At 74.2% G+C, this 17930-nt stretch carries 16 protein-coding genes; 10 read left to right on the top strand and 6 right to left on the bottom strand.

What is annotated here, in order from left to right; translation table 11 throughout:
• Window positions 1-4: 4 nt before the first annotated feature.
• Together J3486_RS20390 and J3486_RS20385 are read right to left on the bottom strand one after the other, a co-directional pair.
• Complete coding sequence (locus J3486_RS20390; protein ID WP_207822172.1) at window positions 5-979, bottom strand: S8 family peptidase; 975 nt, start codon at window positions 977-979, stop codon at window positions 5-7.
• 14 nt (window positions 980-993) lie between these two features.
• A complete protein-coding gene (locus J3486_RS20385; RefSeq protein WP_207822771.1) occupies window positions 994-1977 on the bottom strand; it encodes a LysR family transcriptional regulator in 984 nt (327 codons plus the stop codon).
• Between the two features lie 83 nt (window positions 1978-2060).
• Between J3486_RS20385 and J3486_RS20380 the strand changes: the two genes are divergently transcribed.
• Window positions 2061-3311, top strand: coding sequence for an MFS transporter (locus J3486_RS20380; protein WP_207822170.1), 1251 nt, complete (start codon window positions 2061-2063; stop codon window positions 3309-3311).
• Window positions 3312-3537: 226 nt separating this feature from the next.
• Window positions 3538-4341 carry a DUF4389 domain-containing protein gene (locus J3486_RS20375; protein ID WP_207822168.1) on the top strand — a complete coding sequence of 268 codons (804 nt, stop codon included), beginning with the start codon at window positions 3538-3540 and terminating at the stop codon, window positions 4339-4341.
• Here the strand turns inward: J3486_RS20375 and J3486_RS20370 are convergent.
• Together J3486_RS20370 and J3486_RS20365 are read right to left on the bottom strand one after the other, a co-directional pair.
• A complete protein-coding gene (locus tag J3486_RS20370) occupies window positions 4311-6854 on the bottom strand; it encodes a bifunctional serine/threonine protein kinase/MFS transporter (protein ID WP_207822166.1) in 2544 nt (847 codons plus the stop codon). The genes J3486_RS20375 and J3486_RS20370 overlap by 31 nt on opposite strands.
• Window positions 6842-8923 (bottom strand): hypothetical protein, encoded by a 2082-nt coding sequence (locus J3486_RS20365; protein ID WP_207822164.1) that lies wholly within the window; start codon window positions 8921-8923, stop codon window positions 6842-6844. Before J3486_RS20365 ends, J3486_RS20370 begins: the two co-directional genes overlap by 13 nt.
• 146 nt (window positions 8924-9069) lie before the next feature.
• Here J3486_RS20365 and J3486_RS20360 point away from each other — a divergent pair, with 146 nt between their 5' ends.
• From J3486_RS20360 to J3486_RS20340, 5 genes are all read left to right on the top strand, one after another.
• Entirely contained in the window at window positions 9070-10125 is a 1056-nt protein-coding gene (locus J3486_RS20360; RefSeq protein WP_207822162.1) for an Lrp/AsnC family transcriptional regulator, read from the top strand.
• 85 nt (window positions 10126-10210) lie between these two features.
• Window positions 10211-11038, top strand: coding sequence for a ParA family protein (locus J3486_RS20355; RefSeq protein ID WP_207822160.1), 828 nt, complete (start codon window positions 10211-10213; stop codon window positions 11036-11038).
• On the top strand, window positions 11038-11859 hold the full coding sequence (locus tag J3486_RS20350) for a ParB/RepB/Spo0J family partition protein (protein WP_207822158.1): 822 nt from the start codon (window positions 11038-11040) through the stop codon (window positions 11857-11859). Before J3486_RS20355 ends, J3486_RS20350 begins: the two co-directional genes overlap by 1 nt.
• A 24-nt stretch (window positions 11860-11883) precedes the next feature.
• Window positions 11884-13287, top strand: coding sequence for a helix-turn-helix domain-containing protein (locus J3486_RS20345; RefSeq protein ID WP_307804877.1), 1404 nt, complete (start codon window positions 11884-11886; stop codon window positions 13285-13287).
• 270 nt (window positions 13288-13557) lie between these two features.
• Complete coding sequence (locus J3486_RS20340) at window positions 13558-14844, top strand: PP2C family protein-serine/threonine phosphatase (RefSeq protein ID WP_207822156.1); 1287 nt, start codon at window positions 13558-13560, stop codon at window positions 14842-14844.
• Here J3486_RS20340 and J3486_RS20335 read toward each other — a convergent pair.
• Window positions 14772-15413, bottom strand: coding sequence for an NAD(P)-dependent oxidoreductase (locus J3486_RS20335; RefSeq protein WP_207822154.1), 642 nt, complete (start codon window positions 15411-15413; stop codon window positions 14772-14774). The genes J3486_RS20340 and J3486_RS20335 overlap by 73 nt on opposite strands.
• A 109-nt stretch (window positions 15414-15522) precedes the next feature.
• Between J3486_RS20335 and J3486_RS20330 the strand changes: the two genes are divergently transcribed.
• The gene (locus J3486_RS20330; protein WP_207822152.1) at window positions 15523-15924 is read left to right on the top strand and encodes a hypothetical protein; all 402 of its coding nucleotides are present in this window, start codon (window positions 15523-15525) and stop codon (window positions 15922-15924) included.
• Window positions 15925-15956: 32 nt separating this feature from the next.
• Here J3486_RS20330 and J3486_RS20325 read toward each other — a convergent pair whose 3' ends face one another.
• On the bottom strand, window positions 15957-16388 hold the full coding sequence (locus J3486_RS20325) for an SH3 domain-containing protein (protein ID WP_207822150.1): 432 nt from the start codon (window positions 16386-16388) through the stop codon (window positions 15957-15959).
• Window positions 16389-16520: 132 nt separating this feature from the next.
• On the opposite strand from J3486_RS20325, the gene J3486_RS20320 reads away from it, so the two are divergent.
• Window positions 16521-17417, top strand: a complete 897-nt coding sequence (locus J3486_RS20320; RefSeq protein WP_207822147.1) for a hypothetical protein — start codon at window positions 16521-16523, stop codon at window positions 17415-17417.
• Window positions 17414-17926, top strand: coding sequence for a hypothetical protein (locus J3486_RS20315; RefSeq protein WP_207822145.1), 513 nt, complete (start codon window positions 17414-17416; stop codon window positions 17924-17926). Before J3486_RS20320 ends, J3486_RS20315 begins: the two co-directional genes overlap by 4 nt.
• Window positions 17927-17930: the final 4 nt, after the last annotated feature.

Below are 17930 nucleotides of genomic sequence, written 5' to 3'. Positions count from 1 at the left end.
GTGACTACGCGTGCTTCTTGACGGCGGCCTCGGCGTCCACGATGCCGAGGCCGAGCCGCGCGATGTTCTTCGGGTTCTGCGCCGTCTCCCGGATCGTCGACATGATCTCGTCGGGCTTCAGGCCCTGGTGGTGCAGGAGGGCGGCGACCGCCGCGACGTACGGCGACGCCATCGACGTACCGGACAGGTCCCCGTACCCGGAGGTGTTCTTCAGCGTCTCCTTCGTCGTGTAGGTCGGGAGCGTGGAGAGGATGTCGACGCCGGGGGCCGAAACGGCGTTCTCCACACCGAAGTTGGAGAACGACGCGGGCAGGCCCGAGGAGTTGCTGGCGCCGACGACGAGGACCGGGGTGTCCACCTTGTACGTCTGCACGTTGTCGCCGTCGTTGCCCGCGGCGGCCACCACCGTGACGCCCTTGCCGTAGGCGTACTTGATGGACGTGTTGAGGGTGCCGCCCTTGAGGAGCTTGGCCATCAGGCCGGACTCGCCGAGGGAGAGGTTGATGACGTCGGCGCCGTGGTCGGCGGCCCACTTGATGCCCTTGTTGATGTTGTCGTTGGTGCCGGAGCCGTCGGCGCCCAGCACCCGGACCGGCATGATCTTGGCGCCGGGGGCGCCGCCCGCGATGCCGACGCCGTTGTCGGTGTGGGCGGCGGCGATGCCGGAGACATGGGTACCGTGGCCGTTCAGGTCCTTGGGGGTGTCGTCGTTGTCGACGAAGTCGTGTCCGTCGACGAGGCGGCCCTTGAGGTCGGGGTGGTCGGGGTCGACACCGGTGTCGACGACCGCGATGACCGTGTCGTCGCCCTTCGACGTGTCCCAGGCGCCGGGCAGCTTGAGCGCGTCGAGGGCCCACTGGTCGCCCTTCATGGGATCGGGCTTGCTGTCGTCACCGCCGCAGGCCGTGACGGTGGCGCTCAGCAGGACGACGGCGGCGAGGCAGAAGGCAAGAGGAGTACGTGTACGCGTGGTCGACATGACCTGAGCCTGGGTCAGGTGCGGTTGTCACGCATCTGGTGGCGGGCCGAACGGGGGGCCGCCGCGCCCCGGTCCGCCCAGCGCGGCAGCCAGCGGTCGGGCACCGGCGCCGCCCGGTACGCCCGTACGAGGTACTCCCGCAGGGCCCCGAGACCCGGATGCGGATTGTCGTCCCGCCACAGCAGGGAGTGCGGGTAGACGGGGGTCGGATGCAGTACGGGAACCATCCGCAGGTCCAGCCCGGCGGGCCGCACCAGCGGGGAGCGGTGCCCGACGAACGTCGCCACCGACGCGGACCCGGCGACCGTCTCCAGCAGATGCCCGCTGCCGAAGTGCAGCCCGTCGGAGTAGATGTCGAGCCCGAACTCGCGCGCCAGCTCCCCGTAGTACGCGCCCCATTCGCTCCCCTCCACCAGGCCCGGCATCCAGATGCGGTACCCGGCGAGTTCGGTGAGGCCGACCGAGTCCGCGTCCGCCAGGGGATGCGCGGCGCCCACGGCGAGCAGCAGCTGCTCGTCGACGACCCGCTCGCTGCGCACCCCCGCGGGCCACTGTTCGCGCGGCACTCCGCAGGCCCAGAAGGACGCGTCCACGCTCCCGTCGCGGACGGCGGCGAGCGCGGCCCGGCCGCCGCCGAGCGTCGCCATGTCGAGTCCGACGTCCGGGTGCACCTCGTGGAAGTCGCGCAGCAGCCCCGTCGTGATCACCCCCTTGCCGAGGACGTCGACGCGCAGCGCCCTGCGCCCGGACCTGACGAACGTCTCCGCCCGCTCCACGGCCCGCAGCACCGCCCTGGCGTGCGGCAGGAACGCCTCCCCGTCGAGGGTGAGCCGGGCCCCGCGCGGTGTCCGGGTGAACAGCCGCACACCGAGCTCCCGCTCCAGCACGGCGACCCGCTTCGACGCGGCCTGCTGAGTGACACCCAGCTCCGCCGCGGCCACCTTGAACTGGCCCTCGTCGGCGACGGTGACAAAGGTGCGTACGGCTTCCAGATCCACCTCGTCATACAACCACGGGTTGTACGGGGACGGCCTGTCGGTTGTTTGATCGGGCCGCGGGTCGAGGGCTTGAATCGCAGGTCATGAGGCTCGGGCGGGATTTCGGATGGTTGTGGGCGGCGTTCGCGGCGAGTTCGGCCGGGACGTGGCTCGCGCTCGACGCGTTCCCGCTGATCGCCGTGCTCGCGCTCGGCGCGGGGCCCGCGCAGGTGTCGTTCCTGGCGGCGGCCGGGCTCGCGGCGGGCGCGGCGTTCGCGGTGCCGCTCGGGCCGTGGGTGGAGTTCCGCCGCAAACGGCCGGTGATGATCGCGGCGGACCTGGTCCGCTGCGCCGCGCTCCTCACGCTGCCCCTGTCCCACGCTCTCGGCGCGCTCACGTTCGCCCAGCTCGTCGCCGTCGCGGTGGTCGTCGCCACCGCCGACATCGTCTTCCGCGCGGCGAGCGGCGCCCATCTGAAGGCCCTGGTCCCGACGGACGGCCTCCTGCTCGCCAACTCCCGCTTCGAAAACGTCACGTGGACCACGACCGCCCTCGGTCCGCCTCTCGGCGGCGCCGCGATCGGCCTGTTCGGCCCGCTCGCCACGACCCTCGCCAACGCGGTCAGCTTCCTGCTCTCGGCGTGCGGCATCGCCGCGATCCGCGCCCCCGAACCCGCCCCGGCCGACCGCCGCCCCCTCGACCGGGCGTCGATCGGCGCGGGCTGGCGCCACATCTGGCACTCCCGCCGTCTGCGCGCGCTCTTCCTCAACACGACAGCCGTCAACGGCCTGATCATGGGCACGGCCCCGCTCCTGACCGTCCTCATGGTCAGCGACCTCGGCTTCCCACCCTGGCAGTACGGTCTGGCGTTCGGCGGCATCCCGTGCGTCGGCGGCCTCATCGGCTCCCGCCTCGCCCGCCCCCTCGCCGCGCGCCTGGGCGAGGAACGCCTCCTGCTGTACGCGGGTGCCGCCCGCGCCCTCTGGCTCGGCGGCCTGGCCTTCATCGGCCCGGGCCCCGCCGGCCTCACGGTCGCGGTCCTCGTCGAGCTCGGCCTCGTCACGTGCTGCGGCGTCTTCAACCCGGTCCTCGCCACGGCCCGCCTGCGCTGGACCGCCCCGGACCAGATCGCCCGGGTCATGGCGTCCTGGTCCGTCACGGGCAACGTCACCAAGGCCGTACTGACCCTGACGTGGGGCGCCCTGGCCGCCGTGGTGGGAACGCGCGAGGCGGTGGCCGTGGCGGGCGCCCTGATGCTGGCCACGCCGTTGCTGCTGCTCCCGCGCGGCGTACTCGGTGAACCTCCGGAAGGCCTGCGGGCGGAGGACCAGGACCCCGCCGTCGGGGTTCTTTGAGAGCGCAGGCGCTCGCTGCTGATCCTGCGCTCTCCAGGCGGCGTCCGGGTCGAGGTGACGGACCCGGACCCGCGTCCGCCCGTGCCGACCGCGGCGGATCAACCGGCCGAGGGAGGGCGGGGGCCGATGCTGATCGACGCGGTCACGCACGCCACCGCAGTGCTCGGCACCACCCGATCAGGCGCCCCCGGATGCCGGTCCCCCCACCCGTGTACAGAGTTGCCGCATGGCCGCCCCCTCCCCCCACTACGGCGCCGTCCCCCTGGTCCCCGGTGCCGAACCCCTGCCCGAACTCGACGTCCCGCCGCCCGGCCGGCAGCACCGGCTGACGGTTCTGCTCCGGCTGCTGCTCCTGCTGCCGCACGCGATCGTGCTCGCGCTGCTGTCCGTCGTCACCTTCTTCGTGGCGGTCGCGGCATGGTGCGCGACGCTGGTGCTCGGCCGGGTTCCCGACCCGCTGGAGCAGTGGCTCGCCGGGTACGTCCGGTACGAGACCCGGTTCGGCGCCGCCTCGATGCTGCTGACCGACCGCTACCCGCCCTTCCAGCTGCTCGGCGAGCCGCACGGCTACCCGGTCCAGGTCCGGCTCCGCTCCACCGCCCTGAACCGGCTCGCGGTCCTCCTGCGCCTGTTCCTCGTGATCCCGGCCGCGCTCCTGACCGCGCTCGCGACGGCCGGCTGGTGGGCGGTGTCGGTGGTGTCCTGGCTGATCGTGCTCGTCCTCGGCCGGATGCCGCAGCCGCTGTTCGAGGCGACCGCGGCCGTGCTCCGCTACCGGATGCGGGTGTCCGCGTACGTCCTGCTGCTGACGTCCGCGTACCCCAAGCGGCTCTTCGGCGACCAGTCGTCGGCCGAGTCCGTCATCGGCGTCGTGCGCGGCCCCTCGGCGACCCGGCCGCTGATGCTGAGCGGCACGGGGCGCGTCCTCGTCGGGGCGTTCGTCCTGCTGGGGCTGGTCGGCTGGGCGGGGAACGCGGTGACGTACGAACCCGCCCCGGCTCAGGCGCGTACGGAGGGCGGCGCGCCCTGAGCGGTGCTGGTGCGGGCCCGCACCAGCACCGCCACGAGCAGGACTGCGAGCACGATCAGTGCGAGGCCCCAGAACAGGCCGATGACGCTGCCGTCCACCGCCGCGCTCCGGAAGAGGCTCTGCGCGTCGCTCGCGGTGTCGGCCCGTCGGTTCGCGTCCTGGTAGGCGCTGAGCCAGGCGGCGCCAAGCAGGGCGGCGCCCAGCGAGCCGCCCACCTGGACCGCCGCCCCGGCCATGGCCGCGTCGCCGCCCGTGCCGCGCCCCACGCCGCCAGCCGTCGCCAGGGAGTACAGCGGCATCAGGGCCAGGCCGAGGCCCAGGCCGTCCAAAACCAGCGCGATCGGCACCAGAGGCAGGTAGGAGCTGTTCGGCGCGAGCAGGGAGAGCACTCCCGCGCCGAGCGCGCAGAGCAACAGGCCCGGCACGATCACGGCGGGCGGTGCGAAGCGGCTGCGCAGCCGGGGCGCGATCAGGACGGCGCCGACGACGAGCGCGACGGGCAGCGGCAGCAGCAGCACCGAGATGCCGCTGGGGGCCAGGCCCTGGACGTTGTAGAGGAACGAACTCGCCGACGAGGCAATGGCGTACGTGCCGCCGCAGACCAGCAGCAACGCGACGAACGCCCCGGCCCGGACCCGGCCCGGGACCGGCTCGGCCTGCGCCGGCGTCGTGGGCCGCGACTGCCCCACCACGGAGACCGCGAACAGAGCCGCGCCCACCAACAGCGGGACCACGACGTCGGGGTGCGCCCAGCCTTCCAGGGACGCCTTGAAACAGCCGTAGACGAGGGCGACGGTCCCGAAGGTGCCGGTCAGCACGGACAGCGCGCCGGACCCGACGGCGGTGCGGCCGTGCGGATCGCGCACCGCAGCGGCGACGACGAGGACGGACAGCACGGCGAAGCCCGCCGCCGCAAGCAGGATGCTGCGCCAACTTACTTCCTCGATGAGCCAGTTGGCGGGGACCAGCGCAAGCCACTCACCGCCCGCGGCGACCGCGGCATAGACCCCGAACGCGTAGGCACGCCCCCGCGGCTCGGGGAAGTCGGCCGCCACCAAGGACAACGCGGCAGGCACAACGAGCCCGGCGAAGGCGCCCTGCGCGACGGCGGCCGCGATCATCACGGGGATCGCCGGGGCCAGACCCGCGGCCAGGGCGGTGACGGCGATCCCGGACAGGCCGACGACCATCATGCGTTTGCGGCCCACCCGGTCCGCGAACAGACCACCGAGGAACAGCAGCGCGCCGAAACCGAGCGCGTATCCGCCGTACAGCCAGTTCAGTTCGGTGGCGCTCGCGTGCAGGTCCCTCTCGATCACGTTGAGCGCCGGCCCCGCGAACGACGCCCCGAAGCTCACCGTGAGCAGCACGAGCGCGACGGCCACGACGCCCTGCCTGCGGTGCGGGTTGGGACGCGCGGAGTCCCCGAGCGCGACGGTGGGCGCGTAGCCGGGCGGCGCAGGTGGGGACCACTGCGGGGCCCCGTACGGCGCGGGCGGCGGCCCGAACCCGACGGACGGGGTCGCCCCCTGCGCGGAGGCCGGCGTGAGGGCGGTTGTGGGCTCTGGCGCCTGGGCGGGGACGGACACCGAGGGCTGCTGGTCCGCTCTCGTCTCCGGCGCGAAGTCCAGCAACTTCGCCGCGTGCCGCCCCAGTTGGGCCAGGACCGCGCCCGGCAGCCACTCCTCCTGCGAACTCACCTGGGTGCGCTGCGCTATCTCCTCCGGTGTGGGCCGCTCGGCCGGGTCCTTGGCGAGACACGACCGGACGAGACCGAGCAGCGGCTCGGGGACGCCGGTCAGGTCGGGCTCCTCCTCGGCGACCCGGAACAGATGGGCGTTGAGCCCGGCGTCGGCGGCGCCGAACAGCAGCCGGCCGGTGGCGGCGAAGACGAGGACCGCGCCGAGGCAGAACACGTCGCTGGCCGGGGTGAGTTCACGGCCGCGCACCTGCTCCGGCGACATGAATCCGGGCGAACCGACGAACATGCCCGTGCGGGTGAGCAGACTGTCCTGGGCGAGGCTGTCCATGGCGCGGGCGATGCCGAAGTCGATGACGCGCGGCCCGTCGACGGTGACCAGGACGTTCGACGGCTTGAGGTCGCGGTGGATCAGGCCGGCGCCGTGCACGGCCCGCAGCGCCTGCGCGAGCCGGTGGGCGAGCACGGTCACGGAGTCGACGGGCAGCGGCCCGAAGTCCTTGGCGACCACGGCCGTCAGATCGGGCCCGGGGATGTACTGGGTCGCCACCCACGGGGTCTGCGCGTCCGTGTCGGCGTCGAGCACGTCCGCCGTCCAGTCCCCGCCCACCTTGCGGGCCGCCGCCACCTCCCGCGCGAACCGCCGCCGGAACTCGGGGTTCTGCGCGTACTCGGCCTGCACGACCTTCACGGCGACGGTCCGCCCGGCCGCCGAGCGGCCGAGGTAGACGAGGCCCATACCGCCGGCGCCGAGGCGCGCGATCAGCCGGTACGGGCCCATGTGCGTCGGGTCGGAAGCGATCAACTGGTCCACGAGGGCAAGGTATTGCACCCCACGCCCCACGGTTCGAGATTTCGCGACTTCTCCCTGTCGTCCCCGTCCAGGATCCGTACGAGCCCCAGGCGCGCCCCGCGCTCGTACGCCGCGGCGCGCCGCTCGACCGGGAGCAGCCCTTCGAGGAGCTGCTCGGCCCTGCGGCGCACGGGGTCCAGATACGGCGCCCGCGACATGGGCGGCGCCGCGGCCCGCAACGCGTCGACGGCGCCGAGGAGTTGGGCCGCCCGCTCCCCCTCGCCGCGCATCGCCGTCACGTCGGCGAGCAGTTCGGCCGCGCAGCGCCCGCCGACCGTGGAGCCGTACCCGAGGAACGTACGCAGCGCCGAGCGCGCCAGCGTGTGCGCGGAGTCGGCGTCGCCCACCCAGCGCAGCGCCTCGGCACGCACGTACCGCAGCCATGCCTCCGCCCACACGTCCCGGGCGCCGCCGGGGTGGCCGGGGCCGTCCTGGGCCACCTCCAGGGCCGCGTCCGGGTCCGTGCGGACCAGGGCGAGGGCGAGCGCGGCCCGGCACTGCTGGGGCCCGGGGCCGAAGTGCGTGGCGTCGCCGACGCGTGCGACGGCCTCGTGGAAGTCCCTGGCCGCCGCGTCGCTGCGGCCCTGCCACAGCGCCACCGAGCCCCGCAGGTGTGCGAGCAGGCCCAGGCAGTGCTCGTCGCCCTCGCGCACCGCCGCCGCCCAGGCCGCCGTGAGCAGCGGATCGGCGGCCTCGGGGGCGCCGAGGTCCAGCTCCAGCCAGGCGGCGAGCCACAGCGCCCGCGCGGGCGGGGCTTCCTGGTGCAGGGAGAGGGCGTGCCGCAGCAGGTCGCGGCCCTCGGCGGTGCGCCCGCACGCCGCCCAGAGGAACCAGAGGTGCACCACGACGTCGACCGCCGTGGCCGCCTCGACGTGCGGGGAGAGGGGCGCCGTCGCCGGGTCCATGGCGGCCCGCAGCTCGGGCAGCTCCCGCAGGGCCAGCGCGACGGCCTCGTCCTGGCGTCCGGCGTTCCACCACTCGGCGGCCTGCCGGGCGACGCCGAGGGCCCATCGCCGGTGCTGGAACACGGTCGACCACCGCTCGCCGGACTCCGCCAACTCCCCTACTCCTACGGCGCGTTGGGCGGGCGGCAACCGGTAGCGGTCGGTCTCCGGGTCGTGGATCAGCACATGCGGGGCGATCCGGTCGAGGATGTCGAGCACCTGCCCGGCGGGCAGCGGCCCGCCCCCGCAGACCTCCCGCACGGCCTCCCGCCCGAACTCCCCGGCGAAGACGGCGAGCCTGCGCCACAGCACCCGCTCGACGCGGGAGCAGCGGGCGTGGGACCGGGCGGCGGCGCCCAGCCCGGGGACAACGTCCCCTGCATCCCCTGCGCCCTCTGTGCCCTCTGTGCCCTCTGTGCCGTCTGTGCCGTCTGTGCCCCCTGCGTCCCCTGCACCCACTGCGTCCCTTGTACCCCCTGCACCCGCTGCGTCCCCGGCCGCCGCCAGCAGCGTCCCGGGCACCCCGCCGAACCGGCGGCACAGTTCCGCGGCGGCCCGCGGGTCGCGGTCCACCGCCGCCTCCCCGAGCACCGCACGCAGCAGCTCCACGGCCTCGTACCGGCGGGCCTCCTCGGGCGGGCAGCCGGGCGGGGGGACCGCGAGCGGGCGGAGCACCACGGCCGTCTCGCCGCGCAGATGGCAGGGGCGCTCGGCGACCACCAGGACGGTCAGGTGCGGGAGGTCCAGGAGGAGCGAGGCGACCAGGGCCGTGCCCGCGCCGCCGAGGTGGTCCCAGTCGTCGAGCACCAGCAGCATCCCGCGCCGCCCTGCGCACCGGTGCCGCAGCCGCGCCCCGACGCCGGGGAGCATCTCCGGCTCGTATCCGGCGCCCGACTCCCACACCACTTCGCGCCGCAGCTGACCGGCGGCCTCACGGGCGAGCCGGGTGCGCCCGACGCCCGGCAGCCCCGTCAGGGAGACCAGCCGGGACGTGGCGAGCCGGGACAGCAGCGCGGCCAGCTCGCGGCCGCGGCCGACGAGGTGGCCCGCCGGGCCGTCGTCCCGAGCGTCGTCGTGAAGCGCCATACTTCCGATTCCCCGATTCCGGATCCAGGGCACGATTGACGGTCGTCAGTACGGAGTGCCCTATTCAATGCATATGCCCTAGGCCCATGCTCGTACGGAGCGGCGCAGCGCCGCGGCGTCGACCGGATAACCGCCGAGGAGAGGTTGTGCCCCCACGGGAATCCTCCGTCTCGGAGGCCGATCTCACCCTGATCCACGCACTTCAGCTCGCTCCCCGCGCCGGCTGGGCCCAGCTGGCGGCCGCGCTCGGCCCCTCCGCCGACACCCTCGCCCGGCGCTGGGCCCGCCTCACGGCGCAGGGGCGCGCCTGGTCGGGGATGCTCCCGGGCGCCCTGACGGCGGGCAGCCCCGCGGTCAGCACGGCCTGGATCCGGGTGGAGTGCGCGGCCGGCACCGTGCCGGACACCGCGGCGGCGCTCGTCGAGGACCCCGGCACCCTGACCGTGCAGCACGTCACCGGCGCCGCCGACCTCGTGGTGTACGTCGCCCTGCCCGACGCCGCCGCCCTCGACCACTACGTCGTGGAGCGGCTGCACAAGCTGCCCGGCGTCCGCGCCACCCGCACGCATGTCATCACCGCCCTGTACGGCCCGGCCGCGCCCCCGCGCCTGAACCAGCTCACGCCGCAGCAGCTGCGCGAGGTCAGGGCGCTGAACACCCGCGGATCCCGTGCCGTCCGGCCCGCCCCGCTGATGGCGGCGCCCGACGCCGTCGACCAGCGCCTCCTGCTCGCCCTCGCCGAGGACGGCCGGGCCAGCGTCGCCGCGCTCGCCAAGCGGATCGGCGCCGGCGAGTCGACCGCGCGGCGCCGCCTGTCCCGCCTGGAGTCGACCGCCGCGGTGCTCTTCAGGACCGAGGTGGCACCCCGCCACTCCGGCCGCCCCGTGTGGTGCCTGATCTGCGCCGACGTACCGCCCGACCAGCTCACCCCGGTCGCGGCCGCGGTGTCCCGGCTGCGCGACACCCGCACCGTCGCCACCGTCACGGGGCCGCACAACCTCTTCGTCTGCGCCTGGCTCGGCCGGATCGAGGAGCTGCCCGAGTACACCCTGGGACTGGCCCGCAAGGCCCCCGGACTGCGGATCGCCGACACGATGGTCGCGCTGCGCGTGCACAAGCTCGGCGCGCACGTCCTCGGCCCGGACGGCAACCGCGAACGTCTCGTCCCGCCGGACATCTGGGGCGTCTCCTCGCATACGTGACGGCGTGTACACCGCGGCTCGCGGCGGCCCCGCTGCCACAGTGACCACGAACGACCACCCCAAAAGCACCAGTCAGGGAGCTTTCGTGGCATATGTACACGTGATCCTCAATCAGAAGGGCGGCGTCGGAAAGTCCACGCTCGCCGTCAACCTCGCCGCCGTGACGGCCGACGTCCTGGGCGCGGGCAACCGGGCCGACGGCGAGCGCCCGCCCGTCGTCGCCGTCTCCATCGACCCGCAGGGCTCCGCCGTGTGGTGGTCGGAGCGGGTCGGCGACGGCCTGCCGTTCGACTTCGTGCAGGCCCACGACGACCTCGCCGGGCTCGCGGCCCTGTCCCGCATCCCGTCCGCCCAGCACGTCTTCGTCGACACCCCGGGCTGGCTCGACCTCGCCGAGGACGACGGCGCGGACCCGCTGGGCAAGGGCGCGGCGGCCGACGCACTGCGGGCGGTGCTCTCCAACGCCACCGACGTCATCGTCCCCGTCGAGCCCGAGCCGCTCGGCTTCCAGCCCACCCAGCGCACGGTGGAGAAGGTCGTGAAACCGCGCGGGCTGCCCTTCCGCGTCGTCATCAACAACTGGGACCCGCGCGACGGGCGGGCCGACCTGGAGCAGACCCGCGCCTTCGTCGAGGCCCAGGGCTGGCCGCTGGCCCGCACGGTCGTGCGCCACTACAAGCTGCACACCCGCGCCAGCGCGGACGGCCTGGTCGTCACCCAGTACGGCGCCAACAAGGTCGCTCTCCAGGCCCGCGAGGACTTCTTCCGCCTCGCCCTGGAGGTGGGGCTCGCGGCGATCCCGAAGCCCGCACGCAAGCCCCGCAAGGCCGCCGAGAAGAAGTCCGGTGCCAAGAACCCCGGCACCAAGAACCCCGGCGCCAAGAACTCCCGTACGAAGAAGGTGACCGCCTGATGGGCCGCCGTACCGATCTGTCCTCCCTGCTCTCGTCCGACAAGGGCGGGCAGGCCACGGCGGCGGCCGCGCCGAAGAAGCGGCCCGACACCCGGCCGCTCACCGTGGCCGTCACCGACCTCGCCGAGAACCCCGACAACCCGCGCCACGAACTGCGTGACCTGGAGGGACTCGCCGAGACGGTGCGCGAGCGCGGCGTCCTCCAGGCCCTGGGCGTGGTCCCGGCCGCCGTCTTCCTCGCCGCCCACCCGCGCCACAAGGAGGCGGTCGGCGAGGCCGCGTACGTGGTCCTGCACGGCCACCGGCGCCTCGCCGCCGCGCGGATGGCGGGCCTGGACGAGGTGCCGGTCCTGGTCAGGGACGACGCCACGCGCTCCGACGAGGACGCGCTGATCGAGAACGTGCAGCGCGACGACCTCACCGAGCTGGAGCAGGCGCAGGCCATCCAGGGCCTGATCACCGCGTACGGCTACTCGCAGCGCCAGGTCGCCGCCCGGATCGGCAAGACCCAGGGGTTCATCTCGCAGCGGCTCTCCCTGATGAAGCTGCGCGAGGACATCCAGGAGGCGCTGGCCGACGGGCGGGTCTCGGTGGAGGACGCGCGGCGCATCGCGCGGCTGCCGCGGGACGAGCAGGAGCTGCCGGGTCCCTTCACGGCGGCGGTCCCCGCCGCCCGCCAGGGCAAGCCCGAGCGCCGGAAGAACGATTACGGCGTAATCGAGCTCGACAGCCGTTCGACGCCGGAGGAGATCGTGGAGGCGCTCCGCCGCCATCTGGCCCCGGCGGCGCTCGACCGCGTGGTGCGGTTGCTGAGCCGCTAGGGGCCGGTCCTTTACGGTTGCCCCGTGCTCGATCTGCCCTCCCCGCCCGTGGACCAGCCCCCCGCCGAGGCCGTCGCCCCGCTGATGCGCGGCCTCGACGTGCTGCGGCGCCTCACGGACGCGGACGGCACGCTCGCGCTCGCCGAGCTGGCCCGGGTGACCGGTCTTGCCCGTTCCACGGTGGACCGGATCTGCGCGACGCTGGCGCATCTCGGGTACGTACGCCTGGACGGGCGGGACGCCTCGCTCGCCCCGCCCCTGATGGCCGTCGCCAACGCCTGTCTGGACGCGCTGCGGGTGCCGGGGCCGCTGGGGCCGCTCGCCGACGCGCTCGCCGCCGAGCTCGACGAGTCCGTGTCGATCGCCGTGCCGGACGGGGACGACATCCGGTTCGTGCACCAGGTGCTGCGGCGCCGGGCCCTGTCGATCAGTTTCCGGGTGGGCGATCTGCTGCCCGGGGAGGGTTCGGCGCCCGGGATCGTCTTCGCGCGGGGCGTCGACCGGGCCGTGGACGACCAGCTGGTGGAGCCGGGACTGATCGCGGTGGCGGCGCCGGTGCGGGGGGCCGACGGGGCCGTGGTGTGTGCCGTGAGCGTGGTCAGCCATACGAGCCGGCACACGGCACGGTCGCTGGCGGATGTGGTGCGTGGGCCGCTTGAGGTGTGTGTGCGGCGCATGGAGCAGGTGTTGCGGGGGTTGCGGGTGCCGCCGCAGCCCGTCGCCGGCGTCGTCGGAACCGGGGTCCTGGACGGGGCCCCCGTCCAGTCCCTCGCGCGCGGCCTCGGTGTGCTCACCGTCTTCAGCGCGGCGCGGCCCGCGATGACGCTCAGCGAGATCGCCGGGGCCGCAGGGCTGGCCCGTGCCACGGCGCGGCGGGCGCTCATCACGTACGAGCACCTGGGGTACGTGCGTCAGGACGGCCGCGCCTACCGGCTCACTCCGCGCGTGCTCGGTCTTGGCTGCGCGCCGTTGTCCCGCACGACGGTGCCGCGCATCGCGGCGCCGCATCTGGCGGCGCTCTCGGAGCGGCTCGGGGAGTCGGTGGGGCTTTCGGTGCGGGACGTCGGGAGCGGGGAGAGCGGGGAGTTCGTGCGGTGCACCGCGCGGGTGGCGCCGCGGCGGGTGATGAGTGTGGACATCGGGGTCGGGGCGCGGCTGGGTGTGCGGGTCACGGCTGCCGGGCGGGTGCTGGTGGGCGGGGCGGGTGCGGGTGACGGGGTCGTGGCCGAGGGGCCCGAGGACGGGCTGTGGTCGGTGGCGGTACCGGTGCGGGGGACCGACGGGGTGGTCGTGTCCGCGCTCGATGTCACGGCGCATCGGGGACGGGGGGAGCCGGGGGTGTGGCTGGCGGCGCTGCGGGAGACCGCCGAGGCGATCGAGAGCGAGCTGCGGGCGACGTCACGGTTCGTCTCGGTGCCGGCCGGCTGAACCGGCGGGGCGGGGCCGGGTCTCGCCGGTGGGGCGGGGCGGACGCCGGATGCGCGCTCACCCCGCGCCGGGGCGCCGCCTTGCCCACCGCCGCCCTCGGCGGCAGATCGCCCGAGACGGGTGGGGGCGGGGCCGGGCGGGAAAGCGGCGGGCCGCGGATCGGTCGCGGCGGCCGGGGCTTTGTGGTGTGGGCCACGAGACGCGGATCTCATCGGGGGGTGGACCTTCGGCCCTGGTCGGGGGACCAAGTTCCCCGGAACCTTTTACGTGATGCCTTTCTCCGGCTCCAGCAGCTACTTCTCCGCCTCGACCCGTGAGGCCCGGCCCAGCACCGGGCGCCCCACGGGCGGCTGGCGTGCCGTGGGACTGCTCGTGTTCGTGATGCTGGCCGGCATCCGCACGCTCGACATGGCCACGCCCGACGACTTCCGCGCCCGCACCCTGCTGGGCCTGGTGCCGATCGCCGTGTCGCTGCTCGCCCCGGTCATGGCGACCGCCACCGTCACCGGTGCGCTGCTCGCCGTGTACGTCACGCTGCAGGCTCTCTCCCCCGTCCCGACGACGGGCTGGTCCGTGCTCGAACCCCTGCTCATCGGCACCGGCGGTCTCCTCGGTGTGCTGATCGCGCGCCGCAGGGAGGAGCAGCGGGCCCGGTTGCAGGCCGTCACGGACATCGCCGAGGCGACCCAGCGGGCCGTGATGCGCACGCTCCCCGACCACGTCGGCGATCTGCACATCGCCGACTACTACCAGCCGGCCGCCCGCGCGGCCCGGGTCGGCGGCGACTGGTACGACTTCCAGCCCTCCCCGCACGGCATCCGCGCCGTGCTCGGCGACGTCAGCGGCAAGGGCCTGCCCGCGGTCTCCGCGTCGGCCTCGCTGCTCGGCGCGTTCCGCGAGGCGGCGTACCACGAGGCCGATGTGCGGGAGGTCGCCCGCCGCCTGGAGATCGCCATGCAGCGCTACGGCGCGTGGACCCGGGTGGTCGGCGAGGAGGGACTGCGGGACGCGTTCTCCACGGCGCTGCTGCTGCACTTCCCGCACGGCCTCGACGTCGTGGACGTCGTGAACTTCGGGCACGAGCCGCCGCTGGTCGTGGCCGCCGACGGCACCGTGCACACCCCGGACGTGGCGCCCGGCGTGCCGCTGGGCATGGGGCCGCTCGGCGCGGGCCTGCCCGAGCCGGTGCGGCTGCCGTTCCGGACCGGCGACACGCTCGTGCTGTTCACCGACGGCGTCACCGAGTGCCGGGACGCGGACGGCGTCTTCTATCCCGTACGGGAGCGGCTGCCGCGCCTCGTCGACGAGCTGCCCGCTCACGCGCCGCCGAACGAGCTGCTGCGCCGGCTCGCGCTCGATCTGCACGGGCACCGGCACGGGCCGCCCGGCGACGACGCCGCGGTCACGGTGATCCGGCGGACGTCGGGGCACGTGGACCCGTTCGCGACGGCCGGGGACGCGACGCTGTACGCGCCCGCCGGGCCTCAGTACGCGACCGACATGCGCGAGCGCGCGTGCCCGTCCCGCTCCACCTCGTCGACGAACGCGATGGCGTAGTCCTCGGCGCTGATCCGGCTGTTGCCGTCGGCGTCGGTCATCAGCCGGTCGCCGCCGATCCGGAACTCGCCGGTGCGCTCGCCCGGCGCGATCTCGGCTGCCGGGGAGATGTACGTCCAGTCGAGGTCGTCCACCGTGCGCAGATACGTCAGGACGTCGCGGTGGGCGAGCGCCTCGCCCAGATACGCGTCGGGGAAGCCCGGCTGGTCCGCCAGGGCCTGGCCGGGCGCGACCTCCAGGCTGCCCGCGCCGCCGACCACCACGAGCCGTCCCACGCCCGCCCTGCGGACACCCGCGACGAGGGTCTGGTTCAGCTTGAGGAACGGCGCCTTGGGGTCGCTGCCGTCGCGCGGCGGGGCCGCGGCCGACGCCACCGCGTCGTGCCCCGCGACGACCTGCGCGACCCGGTCGAGGTCGGCCAGGTCCGCGGCGGCCGCCGTCACACCCGGCACCGGCGAGGCACCGGAGCGGCTGACGGCCGTGACCCGGTGGCCGCGTTGCACGGCCTCGGCGGCGATGCGGCTGCCGACCATGCCGGTGGCGCCGAACAGCACGATGTTGAGGGACATGACCTCAGCGAAACACGACGCCCCGTAGTGCGCATGTTGCGGAAGGTGTGCCGTCGGCGGTCAATGGAGTGAGCACGGGGGGCCACGTCATCCGCGGAAGGAGCCCCTCATGGCTCAGCATGCGGCCCCGGCACGGGGCATGTCGCTCTCCCCCACCAGCGCGGGCGTGGTGATCCCGGTGATCACCGGCGTCCTCTACGGCTTCTGGGCGGCGAACATCCAGCGGTTCGGGCACGGCGTCACGGGCGGCAACGTCGCCCTCGGCTTCGTCACCGGGATCATCGTCGCCGCCCTGTGCCTGGGCATCCATCAGTGGTCCAAGCAGCAGGCCGGGCGGCACATCGGGCTGCGCGCGGCGACCTGGGCCGCGTTCGCGGGCATCGCCGTCGGCTTCCTGCACAGTCTGGCCAACTCCGCGATCATCTGGTCGATCGTGCTGGGCCTGATCGTCGCGGCGAGCACGTTCGTGGCGACGTACTACCGGTACTACACGGCGACCGAGCCGGTGTAACGCTGTTACACCGGCTCGGCAGGAATGAACGCCTAGCCCACGTAACCGAACTCCACGCGGTAGTCCGAGCGGAACCAGAAGCTGCTCGGACCACCGCCGCCGCCCTGGTGCTGGTCGGGCGGGCAGGGGGTGTCGCAGCTCGGCACGTTCGCGCTGATGGACACGTAGGAGGCGCTGGCCCAGCCGCGGGCGCCGATGAACCAGTACCAGGTCGAGTTGCCGTTCACGGACGTACCGTTCGTCGCGCACTCGATACGGTCCTGGCTGCCCGGCGCGAGCCGGTAGACGACCGACGAAGAGGTGCTGGGGCCCGAGCGGACGTTGAGGGCCGCGGACGAGACGACCGTGCCCCAGATCGGATCCCCGCCCCCGCTGTCGGCACTGGCTGGGGCCGCCGCGGTCACGGCGAGCACGCCGCCCGTGAGCAGCGCGGTCGTGGCAAGAGCTACAGGTGTACGGCGCATGATCGACCTCCTGGCTCCCCCTCACCAGGAAACACCCGTTCGGCCCAACGCTCCACCGGAGACCCGCCGCCCGGACCTCCGTATGCACGCGCCCCGCTCGCGCCCCGCCCCGGCTGCCCCTTGCCTGGAACGGTGATCCGAAGAACCCTGGCGCCCGCGCTGCTCGTCCTCGCCTGTCTGCTGGTGCCCCTCGGCACCCTGTCCACCTGGGCGAAGTACGAGATCGGCGACAGCGACCGCTATGTGGCGACGATGGCGCCGCTGGCGACCCGGAGCGAGGTGCGCGAGGCCGTCGCGGACGCGATCACCGACGGGATCATGCGGAAGCTCGACGTGGGCCCGCTCCAGTCCGCGCTGGAGCAGTATCTGCACGACGCCATCGTCTCGTTCACGGACACCGCCGCGTTCCAGAAAGCGTGGAACACCGCCAACCGGGCCGCCCACGACGCCGTCCAGCAGGCCCTCGACGAGGGCGGCAGCGGGCCCGTCACGCTCGATCTGGCGCCGGTCACCGAGCAGGTCAAGCAGCAGCTCCAGGACGAGAACGTGCCGTTCGCGTCCCAGATCCCCGTCACCCACACCGAGATCACGATCCTGCCCGCCGACGACCTGGAGACCCTGCGGGGCGTACTGCGGACCCTCCAACTGGCCGGGCCCTGGCTGCCGTTGGCGGCCCTGGTGTGCGCGGCGGCGGGTCTGGCCCTGGCGGTGCACCGGCTCCGCGCGCTCGCCGCGACGGGGCTCGGCGCGGCCCTGGCCGCGGGCGCGCTGCTGATCGCCCTGGCCATCTCCCGCTCGCTCACCCTGGACGGCGTCGCCGCGGCCGACCGGGGGGCCGCGGGCGCGGTGTACGACGCGCTCACGGCGTCGATGCGGACGGCGTCCTGGGTGATCGTCGGGGTGGGGCTCGCGGTGGCGCTCGCCGCGTGGCTGACGGGGCGCCGGCTCACCCGTTCGGGCGCGTCCGCGATGCCGTCGGGCCGTTCGGGAGCGAGCCTTCCGATGACACAGAAGGAGGGCGCCCCATGAGCGAGAACACCCCCAACGACACCCCCCGGCCCGAGCCCGACCCGGCGGCCTGGTCGGCGCAGCACCGCGACCGGGCCCCCGACCCGACCCGCGGTCAGGGCGAGGGCAACGCCTGGGCGACCGGCGGCATGATGTTCGCCGGAGTCCTCATGCTGGTCAGCGGCGTCCTCGGGATCCTCAACGGGATCGCGGGCATCGCGAAGGACGACGTGTACGGGCGGATCGGCGACTACGTCTACTCGTTCAACCTGACCACCTGGGGCTGGATCCACCTGATCATCGGCGTGCTCGTCGCGATCACCGGCTGGGGCCTGCTCAAGGGCGCCGACTGGGCGCGCGGCGCGGGCATCGGCCTGGCCGCGCTCTACATCGTCGAGTACTTCATGTTCCTGCCGTACGCGCCCGTGTGGTCGGTGATCTCCATCGGCATCGGCGTCTTCGTCATCTGGTCGCTGGCGACCGCGACGGACGGCGCGGGCCTCAACTCCCCGACGGCGAAGCACGTCTGAGAGC

It is taken from the genome of Streptomyces sp. VRA16 Mangrove soil (genome assembly GCF_017377775.1).
GTDB lineage: Bacteria > Actinomycetota > Actinomycetes > Streptomycetales > Streptomycetaceae > Streptomyces.
This window is presented reverse-complemented; position numbering and strand designations above follow the sequence as displayed.

Excerpts from the sequence above, each read along its gene's own strand:
- J3486_RS20390 (WP_207822172.1), bottom strand. The coding sequence starts at position 979 with ATGTCGACCACGCGTACACGTACTCCTCTTGCCTTCTGCCTCGCCGCC.
- J3486_RS20380 (WP_207822170.1), top strand. The coding sequence starts at position 2,061 with ATGAGGCTCGGGCGGGATTTCGGATGGTTGTGGGCGGCGTTCGCGGCG.
- J3486_RS20375 (WP_207822168.1), top strand. The coding sequence starts at position 3,538 with ATGGCCGCCCCCTCCCCCCACTACGGCGCCGTCCCCCTGGTCCCCGGT.
- J3486_RS20365 (WP_207822164.1), bottom strand. The coding sequence starts at position 8,923 with ATGGCGCTTCACGACGACGCTCGGGACGACGGCCCGGCGGGCCACCTC.
- J3486_RS20350 (WP_207822158.1), top strand. The coding sequence starts at position 11,038 with ATGGGCCGCCGTACCGATCTGTCCTCCCTGCTCTCGTCCGACAAGGGC.
- J3486_RS20340 (WP_207822156.1), top strand. The coding sequence starts at position 13,558 with ATGCCTTTCTCCGGCTCCAGCAGCTACTTCTCCGCCTCGACCCGTGAG.
- J3486_RS20335 (WP_207822154.1), bottom strand. The coding sequence starts at position 15,413 with ATGTCCCTCAACATCGTGCTGTTCGGCGCCACCGGCATGGTCGGCAGC.
- J3486_RS20330 (WP_207822152.1), top strand. The coding sequence starts at position 15,523 with ATGGCTCAGCATGCGGCCCCGGCACGGGGCATGTCGCTCTCCCCCACC.
- J3486_RS20325 (WP_207822150.1), bottom strand. The coding sequence starts at position 16,388 with ATGCGCCGTACACCTGTAGCTCTTGCCACGACCGCGCTGCTCACGGGC.
- J3486_RS20315 (WP_207822145.1), top strand. The coding sequence starts at position 17,414 with ATGAGCGAGAACACCCCCAACGACACCCCCCGGCCCGAGCCCGACCCG.